Source organism: Cupriavidus sp. FW306-1B-F12B (assembly GCF_058781795.1).
Genome location: NZ_JBYSXC010000007.1, coordinates 80,855 through 102,320 on the forward strand (window position 1 = coordinate 80,855; position 21,466 = coordinate 102,320).

At 66.3% G+C, this 21,466-nt stretch carries 16 protein-coding genes; all 16 read right to left on the minus strand.

Features of this window, described 5'->3' with window-relative positions; genetic code table 11:
* Window positions 1-34: 34 nt before the first annotated feature.
* The 16 genes from AC3WLE_RS14045 to AC3WLE_RS14120 all read right to left on the minus strand — a co-directional run bounded on the left by AC3WLE_RS14045 (window position 35) and on the right by AC3WLE_RS14120 (window position 21,277).
* A complete protein-coding gene (locus AC3WLE_RS14045) occupies window positions 35-1,999 on the minus strand; it encodes a tetratricopeptide repeat protein (protein WP_492357110.1) in 1,965 nt (654 codons plus the stop codon).
* Between the two features lie 154 nt (window positions 2,000-2,153).
* On the minus strand, window positions 2,154-3,305 hold the full coding sequence (locus AC3WLE_RS14050; RefSeq protein ID WP_010812179.1) for a branched-chain amino acid ABC transporter substrate-binding protein: 1,152 nt from the start codon (window positions 3,303-3,305) through the stop codon (window positions 2,154-2,156).
* Between the two features lie 155 nt (window positions 3,306-3,460).
* Window positions 3,461-7,426 carry a trifunctional transcriptional regulator/proline dehydrogenase/L-glutamate gamma-semialdehyde dehydrogenase gene (gene putA / locus AC3WLE_RS14055; RefSeq protein WP_492320113.1) on the minus strand — a complete coding sequence of 1,322 codons (3,966 nt, stop codon included), beginning with the start codon at window positions 7,424-7,426 and terminating at the stop codon, window positions 3,461-3,463.
* Between the two features lie 194 nt (window positions 7,427-7,620).
* The gene (locus AC3WLE_RS14060) at window positions 7,621-9,942 is read right to left on the minus strand and encodes a primosomal protein N' (protein WP_492357109.1); all 2,322 of its coding nucleotides are present in this window, start codon (window positions 9,940-9,942) and stop codon (window positions 7,621-7,623) included.
* A 524-nt stretch (window positions 9,943-10,466) separates the two neighbouring features.
* A complete protein-coding gene (gene hemE / locus AC3WLE_RS14065) occupies window positions 10,467-11,558 on the minus strand; it encodes a uroporphyrinogen decarboxylase (protein WP_492320115.1) in 1,092 nt (363 codons plus the stop codon).
* 52 nt (window positions 11,559-11,610) lie between these two features.
* Window positions 11,611-12,561, minus strand: coding sequence for an alpha/beta hydrolase (locus tag AC3WLE_RS14070; protein ID WP_492352486.1), 951 nt, complete (start codon window positions 12,559-12,561; stop codon window positions 11,611-11,613).
* A 50-nt stretch (window positions 12,562-12,611) separates the two neighbouring features.
* On the minus strand, window positions 12,612-13,052 hold the full coding sequence (locus AC3WLE_RS14075; RefSeq protein WP_492352485.1) for a CoA-binding protein: 441 nt from the start codon (window positions 13,050-13,052) through the stop codon (window positions 12,612-12,614).
* 700 nt (window positions 13,053-13,752) lie between these two features.
* A complete protein-coding gene (locus AC3WLE_RS14080) occupies window positions 13,753-14,169 on the minus strand; it encodes a F0F1 ATP synthase subunit epsilon (RefSeq protein ID WP_010811262.1) in 417 nt (138 codons plus the stop codon).
* A gap of 95 nt (window positions 14,170-14,264) precedes the next feature.
* Window positions 14,265-15,668, minus strand: coding sequence for a F0F1 ATP synthase subunit beta (gene atpD / locus AC3WLE_RS14085; RefSeq protein ID WP_010811263.1), 1,404 nt, complete (start codon window positions 15,666-15,668; stop codon window positions 14,265-14,267).
* Between the two features lie 33 nt (window positions 15,669-15,701).
* On the minus strand, window positions 15,702-16,577 hold the full coding sequence (gene atpG, locus AC3WLE_RS14090) for a F0F1 ATP synthase subunit gamma (RefSeq protein ID WP_010811264.1): 876 nt from the start codon (window positions 16,575-16,577) through the stop codon (window positions 15,702-15,704).
* A 74-nt stretch (window positions 16,578-16,651) separates the two neighbouring features.
* Window positions 16,652-18,193 carry a F0F1 ATP synthase subunit alpha gene (gene atpA, locus AC3WLE_RS14095; protein WP_010811265.1) on the minus strand — a complete coding sequence of 514 codons (1,542 nt, stop codon included), beginning with the start codon at window positions 18,191-18,193 and terminating at the stop codon, window positions 16,652-16,654.
* A 39-nt stretch (window positions 18,194-18,232) separates the two neighbouring features.
* The gene (locus AC3WLE_RS14100) at window positions 18,233-18,775 is read right to left on the minus strand and encodes a F0F1 ATP synthase subunit delta (protein ID WP_010811266.1); all 543 of its coding nucleotides are present in this window, start codon (window positions 18,773-18,775) and stop codon (window positions 18,233-18,235) included.
* A 2-nt stretch (window positions 18,776-18,777) separates the two neighbouring features.
* Window positions 18,778-19,248: a F0F1 ATP synthase subunit B gene (locus tag AC3WLE_RS14105; RefSeq protein WP_010811267.1), complete on the minus strand. Its 471-nt coding sequence runs from the start codon at window positions 19,246-19,248 to the stop codon at window positions 18,778-18,780.
* A 99-nt stretch (window positions 19,249-19,347) separates the two neighbouring features.
* Window positions 19,348-19,614 carry a F0F1 ATP synthase subunit C gene (gene atpE / locus AC3WLE_RS14110; RefSeq protein ID WP_010811268.1) on the minus strand — a complete coding sequence of 89 codons (267 nt, stop codon included), beginning with the start codon at window positions 19,612-19,614 and terminating at the stop codon, window positions 19,348-19,350.
* Between the two features lie 61 nt (window positions 19,615-19,675).
* Window positions 19,676-20,542 carry a F0F1 ATP synthase subunit A gene (gene atpB / locus AC3WLE_RS14115; protein WP_492320119.1) on the minus strand — a complete coding sequence of 289 codons (867 nt, stop codon included), beginning with the start codon at window positions 20,540-20,542 and terminating at the stop codon, window positions 19,676-19,678.
* 231 nt (window positions 20,543-20,773) lie between these two features.
* The gene (locus tag AC3WLE_RS14120; RefSeq protein WP_492320120.1) at window positions 20,774-21,277 is read right to left on the minus strand and encodes an ATP synthase subunit I; all 504 of its coding nucleotides are present in this window, start codon (window positions 21,275-21,277) and stop codon (window positions 20,774-20,776) included.
* Window positions 21,278-21,466 lie beyond the last annotated feature (189 nt).

Sequence of the window (21,466 nt, forward strand, 5' to 3'; positions counted from 1 at the left end):
ATGTTCAGACCGTTCGCCGGACCGGAGCGACGTTTCAGACGCCCCAGACTTTCCACATCGGCCGGGTTGCCTTGAGCGCGGCCTCCACCTGTGCGCACAAAGTGCGCGTCGAGCCCTGCGCGGCCCCGCGGGCACGGGCCTTTTCGAAATACCCCAGCGCGGTTTCACGCTGGTCCAAGCCAAGCGCCGACTGCACCGCGCGCAGGTACACCTCTGCATCCCAGTCGTCACGCACGGCGAAGGCGGCGACAAAGTCGGCCAGCGCGGCATCGTGGCGCCGCGCTGCGTGGTGGACCAGCCCGCGCTGCACGCGCGGGCCGGCCTGGTCCAGCGGATCGCCCTCGGTCAGCGCCACGGCCTGTTCGAACAGCGGCAGCGCGCGCTCGGGCTCGCCCGCGTCGCGCCAGACCTGGCCGAAGCGGTTGTACAGCCAGGCGTCCTCGACCAGCAGCGCGCGGCGCTGCTGGGCCTCGATCTCGGCCAGGGCATCGGTGCGGTCGTGCTCGTCCATGCCGGCCACCTGCGCCTGCAGCAGCGCGGCAAAGTGCGCGCGCGCATGCGCCATCGGGTGCGCGGCCTCGCTGCGGGCTTCCACCGGCAGCGCGTCCAGCCGGGCATCCATATGCATCATCGCGGCACGGGCGGCCTCGGTCGGCTCGGCGCCGCCCATGGCCTTCCAGGCCGCGATCATGCGGCTGAAGGCCCAGGTCACGTCGGCCGGGTTGCGCTCCAGCGGGTAGCGGTTGAGCACCTCGCCGGCCAGCTCGGCCACTTTCTGGTGCTGGCCGGCGTCGGCGTGGCAGTCGAGCAGGTCGATCCAGTGATCGATGAACTCGCTGGCGGCCATGCCCTGCTGGTGCAGCGCGATGCGCGCGTCCACGTGCGCGGCGTCGGCCGGCAGGCTGCGCGACAGCAGCCGGCACAGCAGCGAATAGACATGCGGGTCGGCATTGCCGCCGTGCGCCGCGGCATCGCCCTGGCCGGTGGCGAAATACTGGTCGAAGCGCGCCACGCCGGCACGGCCGGCCTGCACCAGCACCGGCCGCAGCGCGGCCTCGGCGGCCGGCACCTCGTCGATGAACTCGCCCAGCGCCATGGCGGCGCGGTAGTAGCCGGCACCGTCGTCGGACTGGTCGGTCAGCGTAAAGCGCAGCCACGGCTCGCGATCGGCCGGCTGGGTGCTGTCGGCGCGCTGCGCCAGCTGGTGGCGCCAGGCCAGTTCGCGTACCTGGCTCTGCGGGTCGGGCACCTGGCGCAGGTAGACCGCCAGGTCGTCCAGTGCCCCCTGGACGTCGCCCACGCCGTGGCGCAGCGGTGCACGCAGGCGGCGCGCCTCGGGGTGGTCAGGGTGCTCGGCCAGCACACGGGCGGCCTGGTCGGCGGCCACGGCGTCACCGGCTGCGGGATCGAGCTCCAGCAGATGCGGGTTGTCCAGGGCCACGCGGCCCAGGCAGACGCGCATCAGGGGCTCCACCGGCACGCCAGCGGCCTCGGCCCGGGCGATGTAGTCCGTCACCAGCGGTGCGATGTCATCTGCGCCCAGGTCGGGATTGCGGACCATCAGGTCATGCCAGTAGCGTGCCGCGGCGGCCATGTCGCCCATGCGCAGGGCGGCCAGGCCGGCGTGGAAATGCGCGGCCCATTCGCCCGTCAGCAGGCCGCTGCGCTGCGCGGCCTCATGCAGCCACGGGCGCGCCTCGGCATCGCGGCCCAGGCTCATCAGCATGGCGCCGTAGCGGTGCGCGATCACCCCGCGCGAGGCCCGGCGGTGCGGCGGCTGCAGCGGCAGCGTGTCAAGCCGCGCCAGCGCCTCGTCCAGCACCGCCAGCGCGGCGTTGGCGTCACCGTTGTCAAAGTGCAGCCGCGCCCGCAGCGTGACGAAATCAACCACCTCGGGGCGGGCCTGCGACAGCTGGTCGGCAATCTGCAGGGCTTCGGTGAAGCGCCCCTGGTTGGCTAGCCCGATGGCGTGGTCGTAGCTGGCTTCCTGCTCGGACACGTACTGCTCCTATGGATTGAAAAAATGTGCGAGTGCGGGATTATGCGCCAATGGGGGAGATACGGAATTGTCTGGGAGGCTTGCCGCCAAGCGCCCAAAAGAAAAAACGCCACCCAAAGGCAGCGTTCTCCCATAGCCAAAACCAGCCAGCAGCTTACTTCCCGCCAACCGTCTCCAGCACCGTCCACTTGCCGCCAACCACCTTATAGACAGTGATACCACCATCCTTCAGGTCGCCGCGCGCGTCATACGCCAGCGTCTTGGTGGTCACGCCCTGCATATTGGTAGCAGCCAGCACCGGCAGGTAGCGCGCCGGGTCGGTCGAGCCGGCCTTGACCATGGCCGACATCATCGCGGTGGCGCCATCGTAGGCGTACGGCGAGTAGGTCTGCACCTTCGAGCCAAAGCGCTTCTCGTACTTCTTCTCATACGTGGAGCCGCCAGGCATCTGGTCCAGCGGCAGGCCGGCCAGCGACACCACGGTGCCTTCGGCGGCCGGGCCGGCGAGCTTCAGGAAGTTGTCGGTCTTGGACATTTCGCCCGACACCAGCGGGGCCTTCATGCCAAGTTCCTTGACCTGCTTGGCCATCGGCGCGGACTGGGTCTCGGCGCCGCCGTAGAAGATGATGTCCGGGTTGCTGCGCTTGATGTTGGTCAGCACGGCCTTGAAGTCCACCGCCTTGTCGTTGGTGAACTCGCGGCGCACGATCTTGCCGCCGGCAGCCTTGGCGGCCTTCTCGAACTCGTCGGCCAGGCCCTGGCCGTAGGCGGTGCGGTCATCGACGATGGCGATGTTCTTCGCGCCCAGCTTCTTCACCACGAAGGCGCCGATCACCGAACCCTGCTGGGTGTCGGAGGTCATCATGCGGAAGGTGGTCTTGAAGCCTTGCTTGGTGTATTCCGGCGCGGTCGCCATGGCGATCTGCGGAATGCCGGCGCGGTTGTAGACCATCGACGCCGGGATGGTGGTGCCCGAGTTGAAGTGGCCAAGCATGCCCTGGATGCCGTTATCCACCAGCTTCTGTGCCACCACCGAGCCAGTCTTCGGATCGGCCTGGTCGTCTTCGGAGACCAGCACGAACTTGACTTCCTTGCCGCCGATCTTGGGCTTGGTGGCGTTCATGTCCTCGATCGCGAGGACGATGCCGTTCTGCATGTCCTTGCCGTACTGCGCCTGGCCGCCGGTCATCGGGCCGGCAAAGCCCAGCTTGATTTCCTGGGCCTGCGCGAACGCGGCGGAGGCGGCGGTCAGGCCAGCCAGGGTCAGGGCAACGGTCATTGCCGTCTTGTGGAATGTCGAGCTCATCAGATCTCCTTGGGTCCCAAATGGTGCCGATGTGGTGCCGTTGCCGGCAGTTATAGCGGTGCAGCCTGGCAGTGCCGCACCTTGCTTCAATACGCAACGGGGCGGGATCGCCGCCACCGCTGCGTGCTTCGACATGACGAGGTCCGAGGGTTGCCTCAGCCGATCGTCATCAAACTGGCATTGCCGCCCGCGGCTGCGGTGTTGACCGAAAGCGAGCGCTCGATCAACAGACGGTCGAGCGCGATATTCGGTTCACCTTGCGCCAGGCCCTGCACGCCGATGATCGGACCGGGGCGCACCGCCACCTGCTCGCACACCGTGCGCAGCTGGTCGGAATCTCCGTGGTGCAGCACCGCATCGATAGCGATGTCCGCCGCGGTCCAGTCGGCCACCATGCGGACGCGCGATTGTACGCCCTTAGGCAGGCGCGCAAACAGCCCCCGGCTGACAGGGTTTTCCGGCCATACGGCGTCTGCGCCGACGGTCAGCACGGCGCCCAGCTGCAGCGCCAGGTCGGCCTCCTGCGTGGCCAGGCACAGCACGTGCTCGCGCGGCAGCAGGGTGTAAGTGTTGCGCTCGCCGGTGGGGCCGGGCAGCGTCACGGTCAGGCCCGAGGGCGAGGCCTCGGCCAGGCGCTCGCAGGCGGCGGCTGCCGCCGGCAGCTCGGCACTGGCCCAGGCCTGGAAGGCCGCTGCGGCCTCGTCGCGCAGCGTGGCCGCCTCGGCGCCGCCGCCTGCTTCCGATGCGCGCACGCTGCGTACCACCGCATCCTGCGGGCAGACCGACAGCAGGCGGTGCAGGTACAGCGGGCCGCCCGCCTTCGGGCCGGTGCCCGACAGGCCTTCGCCGCCAAAGGGCTGCACGCCCACCACGGCGCCAACGATATTGCGGTTGACATACAGGTTGCCCACATGGGCACGGCTGACGATGTGCGAGATGGTCTCGTCGATGCGGGTATGGATGCCCAGCGTCAGGCCATAGCCGGTGGCGTTGATCTGGCTGACCATGGTGTCCAGCGCCGCGCGCGGGAAGCGCACCACGTGCAGCACCGGGCCGAACACCTCGCGCTTGAGTTCCTCGATGCTGTCCAGTTCGATCAGCGTCGGCGGCACGAAGGTGCCGTTGCGGCAGCTGGCGCCCTGCGCGGCGTTGGGGTCGGCCTGGTGGACACGGCGGCCCTTGGCGCGCATGGCATCGACATGGCGCACGATATTGCCGCGCGCTTCGTCGTCGATCACCGGGCCGACGTCGGTCGAGAGCCGGTCCGGGTTGGCCATGTTCAGTTCCTGCATGGCGCCCTTGAGCATTTCCAGCACGCGGTCGGCGACGTCTTCCTGCAGGCACAGCACGCGCAGCGCCGAGCAGCGCTGGCCGGCCGAATCGAAAGCGGAGCTGAGGACATCGCCCACCACCTGTTCAGCCAGCGCCGACGAGTCGACGATCATCGCGTTCTGTCCGCCGGTCTCCGCGATCAGCGGGATCGGGCGGCCGGCGGCGTCGAGGCGGCCGGCGACGTTGCGCTGCAGGATGCGCGCGACTTCGGTCGAGCCGGTGAACATCACACCCTTGACGCGGGCATCGCCGACCAGCGCGGCGCCCACGGTCTCGCCGCGGCCCGGCAGCAGCTGCACCGCGCCGGCCGGAACGCCGGCTTCGCGCAGCAGGCGCACGGCGGCGGCGGCGATCAGCGGGGTCTGCTCGGCGGGCTTGGCCAGCACCGGGTTGCCGGCGGCCAGCGCCGCGGCCACCTGGCCGGTGAAGATCGCCAGCGGGAAGTTCCACGGGCTGATGCAGACCACCGGGCCCAGCGGGCGGTGGGTCTCGTTGTCGAAGCTGCGGCGCACCTCGGCGGCGTAGTAGCGCAGGAAGTCCACGGCTTCGCGCACTTCGGCGATGGCGTTGGAGAAAGTCTTGCCGGCCTCGCGCATGATGATGCCCATCAGCGACTGCATCTGGGCTTCCATCAGGTCGGCGGCGCGCTCCAGCGCGGCCGCGCGCACGTCCGGCGGCGTCGCCTGCCAGATCGGCGCAGCGTTGATGGCGGCCTGCAGCGCGGCGTCGACCTCGGCCTGGCCGGCCTCGGTGACATGGCCCACCACATCGCGGTGGTCGGCCGGGTTCAGCACCGGCGTGGTGATGGCGTCGGCTGCGCGCGGTACCTCGGCGCCGAGCAGCGGCTCGGCCACGAAGCGCTCGCTGGTGCCTGCCAGCAGCGCCGACGACAGCGACGCCAGGCGATGCTCGTTCGCGAGATCGATGCCGGCCGAATTGGGGCGGCTCTTGCCGTACAGCGTGCGCGGCGACGGGATGCGCGGGTGCGGCAGGCCCAGCACGCCTTCTTCGCGGTGCATGGCCTCGACCACGGCGACCGGGTCGGCCACCAGCTCGTCCAGCGAGATGGTGTCGTCGGCGATGCGGTTCACGAATGAGGTATTGGCGCCGTTCTCCAGCAGGCGGCGCACCAGGTAGGCCAGCAGCGTTTCATGCGTGCCGACCGGCGCGTAGATGCGGCACGGGCGGTTGAACTTGCCGTCCGCGGTGGCGCCAACCACCTGGTCGTACAGCGGCTCGCCCATGCCGTGCAGGCACTGGAACTCATACTGGCCGGGATAGTAGCTGTGGCCGGCGATCTGGTAGATGGCCGACAGCGTATGCGCATTGTGCGTGGCGAACTGCGGGTAGATCGCGTCCGGCACCGACAGCAGCTTGCGCGCGCAGGCGATGTACGACACGTCGGTGTAGACCTTGCGCGTGTAGACCGGGTAGCCCTCCAGCCCGTCGACCTGGGCGCGCTTGATCTCGCTGTCCCAGTAGGCGCCCTTGACCAGGCGGATCATCAGGCGGTGGCGGCTGCGGCGGGCCAGGTCGATCAGGTAGTCGATCACGAACGGGCAGCGCTTCTGGTAGCCCTGCACCACGAAGCCGATGCCGTTCCAGCCGGCCAGCTCGGGCTCGAAGCACAGACGCTCCAGCAGGTCCAGCGAGATCTCCAGGCGGTCGGCTTCCTCGGCGTCGATATTGATGCCGATGTCGTACTGGCGTGCCAGCAGCGTCAGCGACTTCAGGCGCTCGTACAGCTCGCCCACCACGCGCTCATGCTGCGCGCGGCTGTAGCGCGGGTGCAGCGCCGACAGCTTGATCGAGATGCCCGGGCCCTCATAGATGCCGCGCCCGCGCGAGGCCTGGCCGATGGCATGGATGGCCTGCTCGTACGAGGCCAGGTAGCGCTGCGCGTCGGCCTCGGTCATGGCGGCCTCGCCCAGCATGTCGTAGGAGTAGCGGAAGCCTTCGGCCTCGTACTTGCGCGCGTTGGCCAGCGCCTCGGAAATGGTCTCGCCGGTGACGAACTGCTCGCCCATCAGGCGCATCGCCATGTCCACGCCTTTGCGGATCAGCGGCTCACCGCCCTTGCCGATGATGCGCGTGAGCGCCTTGGTCAGGCCCGATTCAGTATGGGTGGCGACCAGCTTGCCGGTCAGCAGCAGGCCCCAGGTGGCGGCGTTGACGAACAGCGACGGGCTCTGGCCCAGGTGCGACTGCCAGTTGGCGCCGCTGATCTTGTCGCGGATCAGCGCGTCGCGGGTGGCCTTGTCGGGGATGCGCAGCAGGGCCTCGGCCAGGCACATCAGCGCCACGCCTTCCTGCGACGACAGCGAGAATTCCTGGATCAGGCCCTGCACCAGGCCCTCGCGGCCGCTGCCGACCTTCTGCTCGCGCAGCCGCGTGGCCAGGGTCTTGGCCATCTTGATGGCGGCCTCGCCTTGCTGCTGCGGCAGGCGCGCCTGCTCCAGCAGCACCGGTACGCAATCGGCTTCCGGGCGGCGATAGGCAGAGGTAATGGCAGCACGCAGCACCGATTGCGGCTGGATGCTTTGGGCGAACTCCAGGAATGGCTGCGGCGCATCGCCATGGACCAGCTCGGCTCCGTCGGCGCCATCCGCATCGGCGCTACCGGCGGCGCCGGTCTCGTGCGGCAGGTGGCCGCGCTCGATCTGCTCGAGGTAGGTGAAGATAGCCTGCTTGATCAGCCAGTGCGGCGTGCGGTCGATGGATTGGGCAACGCGCTTGAGGCGGTCGCGCGAGGCGTCGTCGAGCTTGACGCCGAGAGTGGTGGTGGCCATGCGGGCATTTCTCCGAAAGACTGGAGCCGCCGCCGGTGCTACCTCGTCCATGCCGGCAGGCACGGGCGCGCGACCGGCCGCAGCCTGTGAGCTGGCGCGATCTTACTCCCGAAAATCACCAAGGTGCAACCAAGTGCAACCCTATCGAAAACCCTAATGTCAGGGTTGCACCTTTCACTGCCACGCCAGCTGGCTCAGATCCGCAACGGATCGATCTCAAGCTGCCAGCGCACCCCTTTTGCCTCCGTCCCCACATCTGCGAAAGTCTGCACCCACTCAGCCACAAAGCGTTGCAGCACCGGCCGCGAGGTGGCCTCAACCAGCATCTGCGCACGCTCCCGGTTGAAGATGCGCACCATCGACATCGGCACCGGATCGTGCAGTTGCACCTCGGCCGCCAGCTCGCAGGTTTCGGCATGCCGGCGCGCCACTTCCAGGAACCGCAGCGCGCGCTCCAGCTGGCCGTGGTCGGCAGTTACCAGCACCTGGTAGCAGAACGGGGGCAACCCGGCCTGGCGCCGCTCGCGCAACTGGCTGGCCGCGAATCCATCATAGTCGTGGCGCGTCAGCGCCTGCAATGCCGGGGTGTCCGGGTAGCGCGTCTGGATCAGCACCTCGCCGGGCCGGCCGGCCCGCCCTGCCCGGCCGGCGACCTGCATCAGCGAGGCGAACAGGTGCTCGGCGGCGCGGAAGTCGTGGCTGAACATGGCCGCGTCCGGATGGACGATGCCGACCAGGGTCACGCGCTGGAAGTCGTGCCCCTTGGCCACCATCTGCGTGCCCACCAGGATGTCGACTTCACCGGCATGGACCTCGTCGAACATGGCCTGCGCGCTGCCCTTGCGGCGCGTGGAATCTGCGTCGATGCGGGCGATGCGGGCCTGCGGGAAGCGGGTCGCCAATGCCTCTTCGATACGCTGCGTGCCGCGCCCCAGCGGCGCGATGTCGACGTTGCCGCAGTCCGGGCAGTGGTGCGGCACCGGCGCCTCCAGGCCACAGTGGTGGCAGCGCAGGCGCCGCTCGGGGCGGTGCAGCACCAGGTAGGCCGAGCAGCGCGCGCAGCCCGACAGCCAGCCGCAGCTGTCACAGGCAATCACCGGCGCGTAGCCGCGGCGGTTCAGGAACAGCAGGCTCTGCTCGCCGCGCGCCAGGCGCGCGTCGATGGCTTCCAGCAGCGGCACCGACAAGCCTTCGAACAGCGCGCGCTGGCGCTGGCGCTCGTGGTTCAGGTCGACCAGGCGCACCGTCGGCAGGGTCGCTTCGGCCTGGGCGCGCTCGCGCAGCACCAGCTTGCGGTAAGTGCCCTGCCCGGCCCGCCACCAGGTCTCCATCGACGGCGTGGCCGAACCCAGCACCACGGCAATGCCGCGCTGCTTGGCGCGCCACACCGCCAGGTCGCGCGCGGAGTAGCGCAGCCCTTCCTGCTGCTTGTAGGAAGTGTCGTGTTCCTCGTCGACCACGATCAGCGCCAGCGCCGGCAGCGAGGCCATCACCGCCATGCGCGTGCCCAGCACGATGCGGGCCTCGCCGCGGTGCGCGGCCAGCCACTGCAGGCTGCGCTCCTGGTCAGCCAGGCCGCTGTGCAGCACCGCCAGCGGCAGGTGCGGGAAGCGTGCGGCGATGCGGGCCTGCAGTTGCGGGGTCAGGTTGATTTCAGGCACAAGCATCAGCACCTGGGCCTGGGGATCGCGTTCGAGCAGCGCCTGCATCGCATGCAGGTAGACCTCGGTCTTGCCGCTGCCGGTCACCCCGTGCAGCAGGAACGGCGCGAAGCCCTCGGCCTCGGCAATCGCCTGCACCGCGGCGCGCTGCTCGTCGTGCAGCGGCGGCGCGGCCGATGGCGGCTGTGCGGGGTCGGTCGGCAGCAGGGGGCGCGCGGTGCGGCTGGCCTCGACCCAGCCGGCGGCCTGCCATTCGGCCAACCGGGCAGGTGCCGCCGCGCACAGCACGCGGGCGTCGGCCAGCGTCAGCGGCTCGGCCGCGGCGGCGCGCTCGGCCAGCGCCTGCACCAGCGCGCGCACGCTGCGTGCGCGTGGCGGCACGGCAGCCAGCAAGGCCTCTGCATGCCCGGGCAGCAGGCGGTATTCGTCGGTGCGGGCACGCTGGGCCAGGCCTGGCCAGCCCTCGGGCTCGCGCAAGGCCGGCGGCAAGGCCGGCAGCATCACTTCGCCCAGGCGGCGCTGGTAGTAGCGCGCGGCAAAGGCGGCCAACCCGATCCAGTCGGGCTGCAGCGGCGGCAGCCAGTCCAGGCGCTGCGCCACCGGGCGCAGCCGGTCGGCGGGCACATCGGAGCTGTCGGCGTACGCCACCGCCACGCCGACCATGCTGCGGCGGCCGAACGGCACCACCACCAGGTCACCCGGGGCGACCTCTGGCGTGGCGAGATAGTCGAAGCAGTCGTCGGCGGGGGTGTCCAGCGCGACCCTTATGACTGGCTGCGCGGCGGCTGACGGCATCACGGCGCCCATCGCCGTGCTGCCCCCGACCAGTGGAAGCGCGCCGCTAGCTGGCGCCATGCGGCCCTTCCTGGTGCACCGCCTTTGCGCAACCTTTGTGCAACGGGCGCCTGGCGCAATAAGAGTGGAAATCTAGTGTGCGGCGCAACATCAACTTAAAGTAAAACTTCAAATGTGGCCCTAAGTCGATGATAGATGACTGGTTTTCCACTAATTCCACCGCCCCTGTGGATAACTTTGTTGAAAAGTCGCACTGGCTGGCCGGGAAGCCCCGCGAAACAAGGGATCCACCGGCATCGGGCCTTCCTTTGCAATTCTTCCAAATCCTTAAAAATCAAGGGCTTGCAAACATCCCCCGGATAGGTTAGGGAATAACCCTGTCCCGCACTGCGGCAAACCTATCGGTGTGCATAAGTCAAGTACCGCCAGTCAAGTCCGAGCACCTTTTTGGCGAATGCTGGCGAAAAAGTTAACTTGACAGGGTCCGGCGGCGCGGCTCCCGCAGCACTGGGTACGGCGGCGCGCCGGTGCGCTGCAGCGCAGGGCACCGCAGCAGCAGCCAGACCGGCCGCATACTGTCATCGTCACTTCTGCTCGGCGCGCAGCTTGCGGCTGTGGCGATGCACTTCCTCCACCAGCACCGAGACGTTCTCCGGCGGCGTGAACTGCGAGATGCCGTGGCCCAGATTGAACACGTGGCCATCACTGCCCCCGGCGGCGGCATAGCTGTCCAGCACGCCGCGCACCTGCTCGCGGATCGCGGCCTCAGGGGCGAACAGCACGGTCGGGTCGATATTGCCCTGCAGCGCCACGCGCCCGCCGGTGCGACGGCGCGCTTCGGCCAGGTTGACGGTCCAGTCCAGCCCGATCGCGTCGGCGCCGGTGTCAGCCAGCGCCTCGAGCCACAGGCCGCCGCCCTTGGTAAAGACGATCGCGGGCACCTGCTGGCCATCGTGCTCGCGCTTCAGGCCGGCCAGCACCCGGCGCATATAGGCCAGCGAGAATGCCTGGTACATGCCGTCGGCAAGCGCCCCGCCCCAGGTGTCGAAAATCATCACGGCCTGCGCGCCGGCTTCGATCTGGGCATTCAGGTATGCCGTCACCGCCTGGGCGTTGATCTCGAGAATGCGGTGCATCAGGTCCGGGCGGCCGTACATCATCGCCTTGACCGTGCGGAAGTCGTCCGAGCCGCCGCCTTCGACCATGTAGCAGGCCAGCGTCCAGGGGCTGCCGGAGAAGCCGATCAGCGGCACGCGCTGGCGGCCGTCCTGGACCAGTGCGCGGCGGATCTCGCTTACCGCGTCAAAGACATACTGCAGCGACGCCATGTCCGGCACGGCCAGTTTCTGCACGTCGGCTTCGGTGCGCAGCGGATGGGCAAAGCGCGGGCCCTCGCCCTGCGCGAACGACAGGCCCAGGCCCATCGCGTCGGGCACGGTCAGGATGTCGGAAAAGAGAATCGCCGCGTCCAGCGGATAGCGGTCCAGCGGCTGCAGTGTCACTTCCGTGGCGTAGGCCGGGTTCTTGGCCAGCCCGAGGAAGCTGCCGGCGCGGGCGCGTGTGGCGTTGTACTCGGGCAGGTAGCGGCCCGCCTGGCGCATCAGCCACAGCGGCGTGTAGTCGGTCGGCTGGCGGCGCAGCGCGCGCAGGAAGGTATCGTTCTGCAGTGCGGTCATGGTCATCCTCGTAAGACCGCCATTCTAAGGGATGGCTGCGGCTGGATGCCGCTCAGACGTCGTCGATCATCCCGGCGAAGGCCGCTGCGGCACGCCGCATCCATTCGCGCGCGCGTTCGGCATCGGGCTGCAACCGTGCGAAGCCGTGGGTCATGCCACTGGCCTCGATGGTGACCACCGGGGCGTCGTGGCGCACCAGGAAGTCGGCATAGGCCAGGCCGTCGTCGCGCAGCACGTCGTGCGCGGCCACCATCAGCACGGTGGCGGGCGGGCGCACCGGCGGCGCGGCCATCAGGTGCACGCGGGGGTCGGGGTGGGCGGCGCCCTGCGCCAGGGCCTCGGCGCCGATGAACTGGGTCCAGAACCAGGCCATCTCATCACGCGTCAGGCCGGGACCGTCGGCAAAGGCGCGGTAGCTTTCGGTGCTGAGCACTGGTGCCGTCACCGGATAGACCAGCAGCTGCGCATCGACCTGCACCGCGCCGCCGCCGTTGAGCTGCTGCGCTGCCTGCGCCGCCAGGTGGCCGCCGGCGCTGTCGCCCGCCACGGCCAGGAAATCGGTCGCCAGCCCGAGTGCCTGGCGTTGCCCGGCGAACCACTGCACCGCCTCGGCAGCATCGTCGCAGGGAGCCGGGAACGCGTGCTCGGGAGCGAGGCGGTAGTCGACGCTGGCCACCGCGCAGCCCGTGTCGGCCGCGAGCAACGCTGCAACCGTATGGTGCGTCTGCGGCGAGCCAATCACCCAGCCGCCACCGTGGAAGTAGACCACCAGCCGCGGCGCGGTCTCGCCGGCCGGGCGGAACAGCCTGGCGTCCAGCGAGCGGCCGGGGAGTGCAAGCTCCAGGTCCTGCACTGTGATGCCTGGCGGATCCGGCAACAGCGACGCCGCCGCGATCTCGGCAAAACGGGCCCGCTGCGCGGGAATGTCGGCCGGCGCGGGCGCATTGGCGTAGCGCCCCGCCAGGCGGCGGTAATAGGCAAGCAGTTGCGGATCGATGGCCATGATTGGCGGCTGAAGGGAAAGCGAAAAGTAGAAGCGGCGCCTGACGGGAATCAGTCCAGCCCGAGCTGGCGCGTCAGCTCGACCTTGCTGCAGCAATCCTGCACCGCCAGCAGGCCGGCATCAGAAGCACGGCGCACGGCCTGGTCGTTGACGATGCCCAACTGCAGCCAGACCCCCTGCGCGCCAATGGCGATGGCCTCATCGACCACGCCCGGCGTTTCCTCGGCACGGCGGAAGATGTCGACCCACGCGATGGGGCTGCCTGCCGCCGTGGCCGCGTCGGCGGCTTCGCGCAGCGTGGCGTGGCAGGTCTCGCCCAGAATGCGCTCGCCGGCGTGGCGCGGATTGACCGGCACGATCCGGAAGCCGTGGTCCTGCAGGAATTCCGCAACCTCATGGCTTGGACGCTCCGGGCGGTCGGACAGGCCGACCACGGCCACGGTCTTCCTCGCCAGCATGGCTTGTATGGCTTGCTGCATTTCAGGACGCATTGCATCTCCGGGTGGACAAGGGCCCGCGGACATGCAAAAACGCAACGCGAAGGCCACAGGCGTCCTGAATCGTAACCGGAATTGTCACGCAGAGATTGGTGGGGGAACGAACACGGAAATCGTGGCGTTAAAGATAAGACAACGGCATGTTTTATCGGCTAACGTGACGTGAACGCGTGAAAATATGCCGAACACGCCAGATCCTGATGCGTCAAGCTTTCAACTTCTTGCAAAACGATACATTTTGTTACTGCCATGCCGGGGAGTTTCCCCCACAATACATTGACACACCCGGTGTCCGGCGTGTGGCGCCCCGGTAAATAAGGCTGTGCAGACTTAAAGGGGTGTGGTGAAGAAAGCCTTTTTAAAGCGTTTCTGGCAGTAACCCGATTTTCCGATCCAGCAGATCGCCGCTGGACCGGAGCACCAGGCAGACCTTTGCAGCGCGTGGCCTTTGCGGCCTCTGGTCGGATATTGGATATCCGTTGCGCCTTGATTGTCGACCTGGACCGAACCCGTTCCTTCGAATTGACCCCTCGAAGGGATTTTCCCGTCCGCGCGGAGCCTCCCCGGCCCGCGCGCTTTTTTTTGTCCAGGCGGGATAAAAGCATATCGCCACGCCAAAGAAAAAGGCAGCCGCATGGCTGCCTTTTTTCATTGTCGCGCCAGAAAAACAACAGCGCGACAAGCCACTAATTGCTTACTTCTTACGACGCAGGCGGGCGATGGCAGCCAGTTGGGCAGCCGCCACGGCGAGCTCGCTCTGAGCGCGTGCCAGATCCAGATCGCTGCTCTGGTTCTGCATCAGCTCTTCGGCAGCACGCTTGGCTTCCTGCGCCTTGGCTTCGTCCAGGTCGCCACCGCGGATAGCGGTGTCGGCCAGCACCGTGACGTGCTTGGGCTGGACTTCGAGAATGCCGCCGGCAACGAACACGAACTCTTCGCTGCCGTCTTCCTTCTCGATCCGCACCGCACCCGGCTGGATGCGCGTGATCAGCGGCGTGTGGCCCGGCAGAATGCCCAGCTCACCCGACTCGCCCGGCAGCGCAACGAACTTCGCCTGGCCGGAGAAGATCGACGCTTCCGCGCTGACGACGTCTACAAGAATGGTTGCCATATCAGATCCTTTCTCCAATCGCTTCGCTCAGACGGCCGGACGCGCAAGGCGGCCGGCCATCACTCCCACCGCCAGGCGGGAGTGACGAGCAAGGCTTACTGGAGCTTCTTGGCCTTTTCGAAGGCTTCGTCGATCGAGCCGACCATGTAGAACGCCTGCTCGGGCAGGTGATCGCACTCGCCGTCCACCAGCATCTTGAAGCCGCGGATGGTTTCCTTCAGCGGCACGTACTTGCCCGGCGAACCCGTGAACACTTCCGCCACGTGGAACGGCTGCGACAGGAAACGCTGGATCTTACGGGCGCGGTTCACGGCCAGCTTGTCTTCCGGCGACAGTTCGTCCATGCCCAGAATCGCGATGATGTCGCGCAGTTCCTTGTAGCGCTGCAGGGTCTGCTGAACACGGCGGGCCACTTCGTAGTGTTCCGTGCCGACGACCTGCGGGTCCAGCTGGCGCGAGGTCGAATCCAGCGGATCCACTGCCGGGTAGATACCCAGCGCAGCGATGTCACGCGACAGCACCACGGTCGAGTCCAGGTGCAGGAAGGTGGTTGCCGGCGACGGGTCGGTCAAGTCATCCGCAGGCACGTACACGGCCTGGATCGACGTGATCGAGCCGGTCTTGGTCGACGTGATACGTTCCTGCAGCTTGCCCATTTCTTCAGCCAGCGTCGGCTGGTAGCCAACGGCCGAAGGCATACGGCCCAGCAGTGCGGACACTTCGGTACCGGCCAGCGTGTAGCGGTAGATGTTGTCCACGAAGAACAGGATGTCACGGCCTTCGTCACGGAAGCGCTCGGCCATGGTCAGGCCGGTCAGCGCCACGCGCAGACGGTTGCCCGGCGGCTCGTTCATCTGGCCGAACACCATGGCCACCTTGTCGAGCACGTTCGAGTCCTTCATTTCGTGGTAGAAGTCGTTCCCTTCACGGGTACGCTCGCCCACGCCGGCGAACACCGACAGACCGCTGTGCTGCTTGGCGATGTTGTTGATGAGCTCCATCATGTTGACGGTCTTGCCCACGCCGGCGCCACCGAACAGGCCCACCTTGCCGCCCTTTGCGAACGGGCAGACCAGGTCAATCACCTTGATGCCGGTTTCCAGCAGGTCAACCGACGGCGACAGTTCGTCGAACTTCGGGGCCTTCTGGTGAATCGCGCGCAGCTCGTCCGAAGCGATCGGGCCGGCTTCGTCGATGGGGCGACCCAGCACGTCCATGATGCGGCCCAGCGTGCCGTGACCGACCGGCACCGAAATCGGGGCGCCGGTGCTCTTCACTTCCATGCCGCGGCGCAGACCGTCCGACGAGCCCAGGGCGATGGTACGCACCACGCCGTCACCGAGCTGTTGCTGGACTTCGAAGGTCAGGCCCTTTTCGGCGAACGAGGCGTCGCCGGAGTCTTCCAGCACGAGCGCGTCGTACACCTTCGGCATTGCGTCACGGGGGAACTCGATGTCCACCACGGCGCCAATACACTGCACAATATTTCCGATACTCATTTCGTATCTCCGATAGCTTGAATTCGTGACGCCTTAGACCGCAGCTGCGCCGCTGACGATTTCCGACAGTTCCTTGGTAATCGCGGCCTGACGGGTCTTGTTGTAGACCAGTTGCAGTTCGCCGATCACGTTCTTGGCGTTGTCGGACGCAGCCTTCATGGCCACCATGCGCGCCGATTGCTCGGACGCCATGTTCTCGGCCACGGCCTGGTACACCAGCGCCTCGACGTAGCGGACGAGCAGCTCTTCCACTACGGTCTGGGCGTCGGGCTCGTAGATGTAATCCCACGAGTAGGCGCGCTTCTCTTCTTCGGTCTGAACCAGCTTGTCGGCGGCGAGCGGCAGCAGCTGCTCGACCATCGGTTCCTGCTTCATCGTATTGATGAACTTGGTGTACGCCAGGTACACCGCGTCGACCTCACCATTGGTGAAGGCATCGAGCTGGACCTTGATCGCGCCGATCAGCTTTTCCAGATGCGGGGTGTCACCGAGGTGCACCACGTGCGAGATCACCTTGGCACCGACGCGGCCCAGGAACTGCATGCCCTTGGTGCCGATGGCGGTGGCTTGCACGTCCACGCCGCGGCCCTGCAGGGTCTTCAGTTCATTGGTGACGGCACGCAACACGTTCGTGTTCAGGCCGCCGCACAGCCCCTTGTCGGTCGTGACCACGATCATGCCGACGCGCTTGACTTCGCGTTCCTGCATGAACGGGTGCTTGAACTCGGGGTTGGCCGTAGCCAGGTGCGCGGCAATGTTGCGCACCTTCTCGGCGTAGGGACGGGCACTGCGCATCCGCTCCTGCGCCTTGCGCATCTTGGACGCGGCGACCATCTCCATCGCCTTGGTGATCTTGCGCGTGTTCTGCACGCTCTTGATCTTGGTTCGAATCTCTTTCGTTCCGGCCATATCTTCCTCTCCATCCGAACCAGCGCCGCGCCGGCGTGAGCCAGGCGCGGCGGCGGTGTCGTGGAATCACGCGGTTAGAACGCGGCGGACTTCTTGAAATCCTCGACAGCGGCACGCAGGGCGGCTTCATCTTCCTTCGAGAGCTGCTTGGTCTCTTCGATGCGGTTGATGAGATCTGCGTACTTGGTCTTCAGATGGTCGTGCAGGCCCTTCTCGAACGGCAGAATGTCCTTCACTTCCACGTTGTCGAGGAAGCCGTTGTTGGCGGCGAACAGCGACGCGGCCAGCTGCCACACTTGCAGCGGCTGGTATTGCGGCTGCTTGAGCAGTTCGGTCACGCGGCGGCCGCGCTCGAGCTGCTTGCGGGTGGCATCGTCCAGGTCCGAGGCGAACTGCGCGAACGCAGCCAGCTCACGATACTGGGCCAGGTCGGTACGGATACCGCCGGACAGGTTCTTCACCACCTTGGTCTGGGCTGCACCACCGACACGCGACACCGAGATACCGGCATTGATAGCGGGGCGGATACCAGCGTTGAACAGGTCGGTTTCCAGGAAGATCTGGCCGTCCGTGATCGAGATCACGTTGGTCGGCACGAACGCGGACACGTCGCCGGCCTGCGTTTCGATCACCGGCAGCGCGGTCAGCGAACCGGTCTTGCCCTTGACGGCGCCGTTGGTGAACTTCTCGACGTAGTCGGCGTTCACGCGGGCAGCACGCTCCAGCAGGCGCGAGTGCAGGTAGAACACGTCGCCCGGGTAGGCTTCGCGGCCCGGCGGGCGGCGCAGCAGCAGCGACACCTGGCGGTAGGCCCAGGCTTGCTTGGTCAGGTCGTCATAGACGATCAGCGCGTCTTCGCCGCGGTCGCGGAAGTACTCGCCCATGGTGCAGCCGGCGTACGGTGCCAGGTACTGCATGGCGGCCGAGTCCGAAGCGGCGGCGGCCACGACGACGGTGTATTCCATCGCGCCGTGCTCTTCCAGCTTGCGCACCACGTTGGCGATCGTCGAAGCCTTCTGGCCGACTGCCACGTACACGCAGAAGACGCCCTTGCCCTTCTGGTTGATGATGGCGTCGACAGCGACAGCGGTCTTGCCGGTCTGGCGGTCGCCAATGATCAGCTCACGCTGGCCACGGCCGATCGGCACCATCGCGTCGATCGACTTCAGGCCGGTCTGCACCGGCTGGCTCACCGACTGACGCGCGATCACGCCCGGGGCGACCTTCTCGATCACGTCCGTTTCCTTGGCGTTGATCGGGCCCTTGCCGTCGATCGGCTGGCCCAGCGTGTTGACCACGCGGCCCAGCAGTTCCTTGCCCACCGGCACTTCCAGAATGCGGCCGGTGCACTTCACCGTGTCGCCTTCGGAAATATGTTCGTACTCACCCAGCACCACGGCGCCGACCGAGTCGCGCTCGAGGTTCAGCGCGAGGCCGAAGGTGTTGCCGGGAAATTCCAGCATCTCGCCCTGCATCACGCCGGACAGGCCATGCACGCGGCAGATGCCATCGGTCACGGAGATCACCGTGCCGGTATTGCGCACTTCAGCTTCAGCGCCAAGGCCCGAGATGCGGGACTTGATCAGCTCGCTGATTTCTGAGGGGTTCAGTTGCATCACAATGCTCCTAATTCTTCAATCCGTCGGCCGGTGCGGTCAGGCGGTCAGCGTGGCTTGCATGGCAGCCAGGCGCGAACGCACGGAGGTGTCGAGCACTTCGTCGCCGACCTTGACGCTCACGCCGCCGATCAGGGACGGGTCCACCGCCACCTGCGCGTACAGCTTGCGGCCGAACTTGCGTTCGAGTGCAGCGACCAGGTCGTTCAACTGCGAACCTTCCAGCGGGAATGCGCTGGTGATCTCGACATCCGACGACCCTTCGCGGGCGTTCTTGAGCACATGGAACTGCTCGGCGATTTCCGGCATCACCGTCAGGCGGCCGTTATCCACCAGCAGCTTGACGAAGCGGCGAGCCTCGTCATTCAGCGGGGACTTCAGCACCGACAGGAACAGTTCGGCCAGCTTGTCGCCGGGAACGTTCGGATCGCCGGCTACCGCCTTCATGTCGGGATTGGCAGCAACCTGCCCCATCTCCGACACCAGCTCGGACCATGCACCCAGGTTGCCTGCGCTCGATTCACTGGCGACGCGGAACAGCGCCTCAGCGTAGGGACGGGCAATGGTTGCGGTTTCAGCCATGATTAGAGCTCAGCCTTGAGTTGATTGAGCAGGTCGGTGTGGACCTGCGCGTTCACTTCACGCTTGAGGATCTGCTCGGCACCCTTGACGGCCAGCACGGCAACCTGGTCACGCAGTGCTTCGCGTGCGCGGGTAACCTGCTGTTCTGCTTCGGCCTTGGCCTGGGCAATGATGCGTGCGGCTTCTGCCTGGGCGTTTTGCTTGATCTCGTCTGCCGTCAGCTGGGCGCGCTTCTCGGCGTCAGCGACGCGTTGTGCACCCTCGGTGCGGGCTTCGGCCATAGCCTGGTCCACACGCTTGTTGGCGAGTTCGAGCTCGGCCTTGCCCTTCTCGGCAGCGGCGAGGCCATCGGCGATCTTCTTTGCGCGTTCGTCGAGCGCCTTCACCAGCGGCGGCCAAATGAATTTGGCAACAACCCACCACAGGATGAAGAACACGACCATCTGCGCAAAAAACGTTGCGTTCAGATTCATGGTGTGTTCCTTTCGGTAATCAAACTACAGATAAATGCACAAAAGGCGGCCAGGCTGGTGGCCCGCGCCGCCCGTCAGCATCATGCAGACCGAAAAGAATTACTTGATGACAGCCAGCAGCGGGTTGGCGAAGGCGAACAGCATTGCAACGCCCACGCCGATCAGGAATGCCGCGTCGATCAGGCCAGCCAGCAGGAACATCTTGGTTTGCAGCGGGTTCATCAGCTCGGGCTGACGTGCGCAGGCTTCGATGTACTTGCCACCCATCAGGGCGATACCCAGGCAGGCGCCGATAGCGCCCAGGCCGATGATGATGCCGATACCGATGGCGGTCAGACCCTGGATGTTGGCGAGAAATTCTTGCATGACGACTCCTTTAATTTAGAGAGACTTAGAACCAAAAAACCAAAAAACCAAAAACCGAAAATCAGTGGTGATCGTGAGCCTGGCCGATGTACACCAGCGTCAGCATCATGAAGATGAAGGCCTGGAGCAGGACGATCAGGATGTGGAAGATCGCCCATACCGCGCCCGCCAGCACGTGGCCGACAAAGCCCAGTGCGGACAGGTCGGCGCCGAACGTCCAGATCGAACCCAGCAGCGCGATCAGCAGGAACACGAGTTCGCCGGCGTACATGTTGCCGAACAATCGCATGCCGAGCGAAACGGCCTTGGCCAGGAATTCGATCAGGTTCAGGACCAGGTTGAACGGGGCCAGGTACCACTTGGCGCCGAACGGGGCCGAGAACAGTTCGTGCATGAAGCCGCCGGTGCCCTTGATCTTGAAGCTGTAGTAGATCATCAGCACCAGCACCGAGCACGACATGCCCAGCGTGCCGTTCAGGTCGGCCGTGGCCACTGCGCGGTGGTGGGGGATGTGCAGGTGGAAGATGCCGAGGACTTGATTCAGGCCGTTGACCCAGTCCACCGGGATCAGGTCGATCGCGTTCATCATGGTGATCCAGCAGAACACCATCAGCGCCAGCGGCGCGATCCACGAACGGTCGCCGTGGATGATGCCCTTGGCCTGGTCGTCGACCATCTCGACGATCATCTCGACGAAGGCCTGGAAGCGGCCCGGCACGCCGGCGGTGACGCGGCGCGCGGCAGCGTACAGGAACAGCACGGCGATGGCGCCGCACAGCACGGACCAGAACACCGTGTCGTAGTTGAGCACGGAGAAATCGACCACCGACGCTTGCTTGCCGCCGACCGAGTTCAAGTTCTGCAAGTGTTCGGCGATATAGCCGGAGGGTGTCAGCGCGTGTTCGGCGCCTTGGGTAGCATCAGACATGTCGATACGAACGGTATATTGCGAAATCTTCGGGCCGCGCGCCGCCACTGTCTGGCCAACGCCCGGTACGCAACTTGCATTGCCTTCGGCGGATTCGCCGGTCACCGCAATGCAAGCGGGGTCCAACCTTGGCCGTGTCCGGTGTCACCACTGTGAAACCGGCACGGCAAATCTTGATATTCCGTCTTGGTGCCCCACTTCCGGATGAAGCACCGTCTTCGAGCGGCTGGCCTAGCGGATCACCAGAGCCACCACCAAATATGTCTTTAGCGCCAGCAGGAACGTGACCAGCATCGGCACCCAACGCAGATCCCGGTACAGCACCACCACCAGCACCAGCAGAGCTGCCGTGCCAAAGACCTTGATCGCCTCGCCCAGGACCAGTCCGCCGACCGAAGCCCGGTCGCGCGCCAGCCACAGGCGGAACGCGAAGAACCCGCTCGGCACGAAGCACACCATGCCGCCGAACAGCGCCGACCAGCCATACGGGCCGGCCTCGTTCGCGAACAGCGCCCAGCACAGCGCCGACAGCAGGGTGACCATCACCTGCGCCAGGACAACCTTGCCCGGGGTCATGCGCGAAGGGCGCAACGCGCGCTCACCAAACAGCGTCACCGCCTCGGCGTGCGACAGCGGATCGACAGCCTCTTCCTCACGGTCTGCGCCTTCTTTCCAGTCGTCCCAGTCATCTTCCTGACGGGACCCGGCGCCTCGCTGCTGACGGTCTTGAACCACTACTGCTCGCCTTATTCCAGGCCGGAACTTTTCGGCCCGACCAGAATTCAAACCGCACGATTTTAAGGGGAACTACTGATTCGCGTCAATCTGCTTACATTTAGCTTGCAGCGCGTTGCGCACAACGGTTGCCATCACGAAGCCATGATGGCTTCACAAAAATTGCGCAGCAATAATGTTTGACGTAAT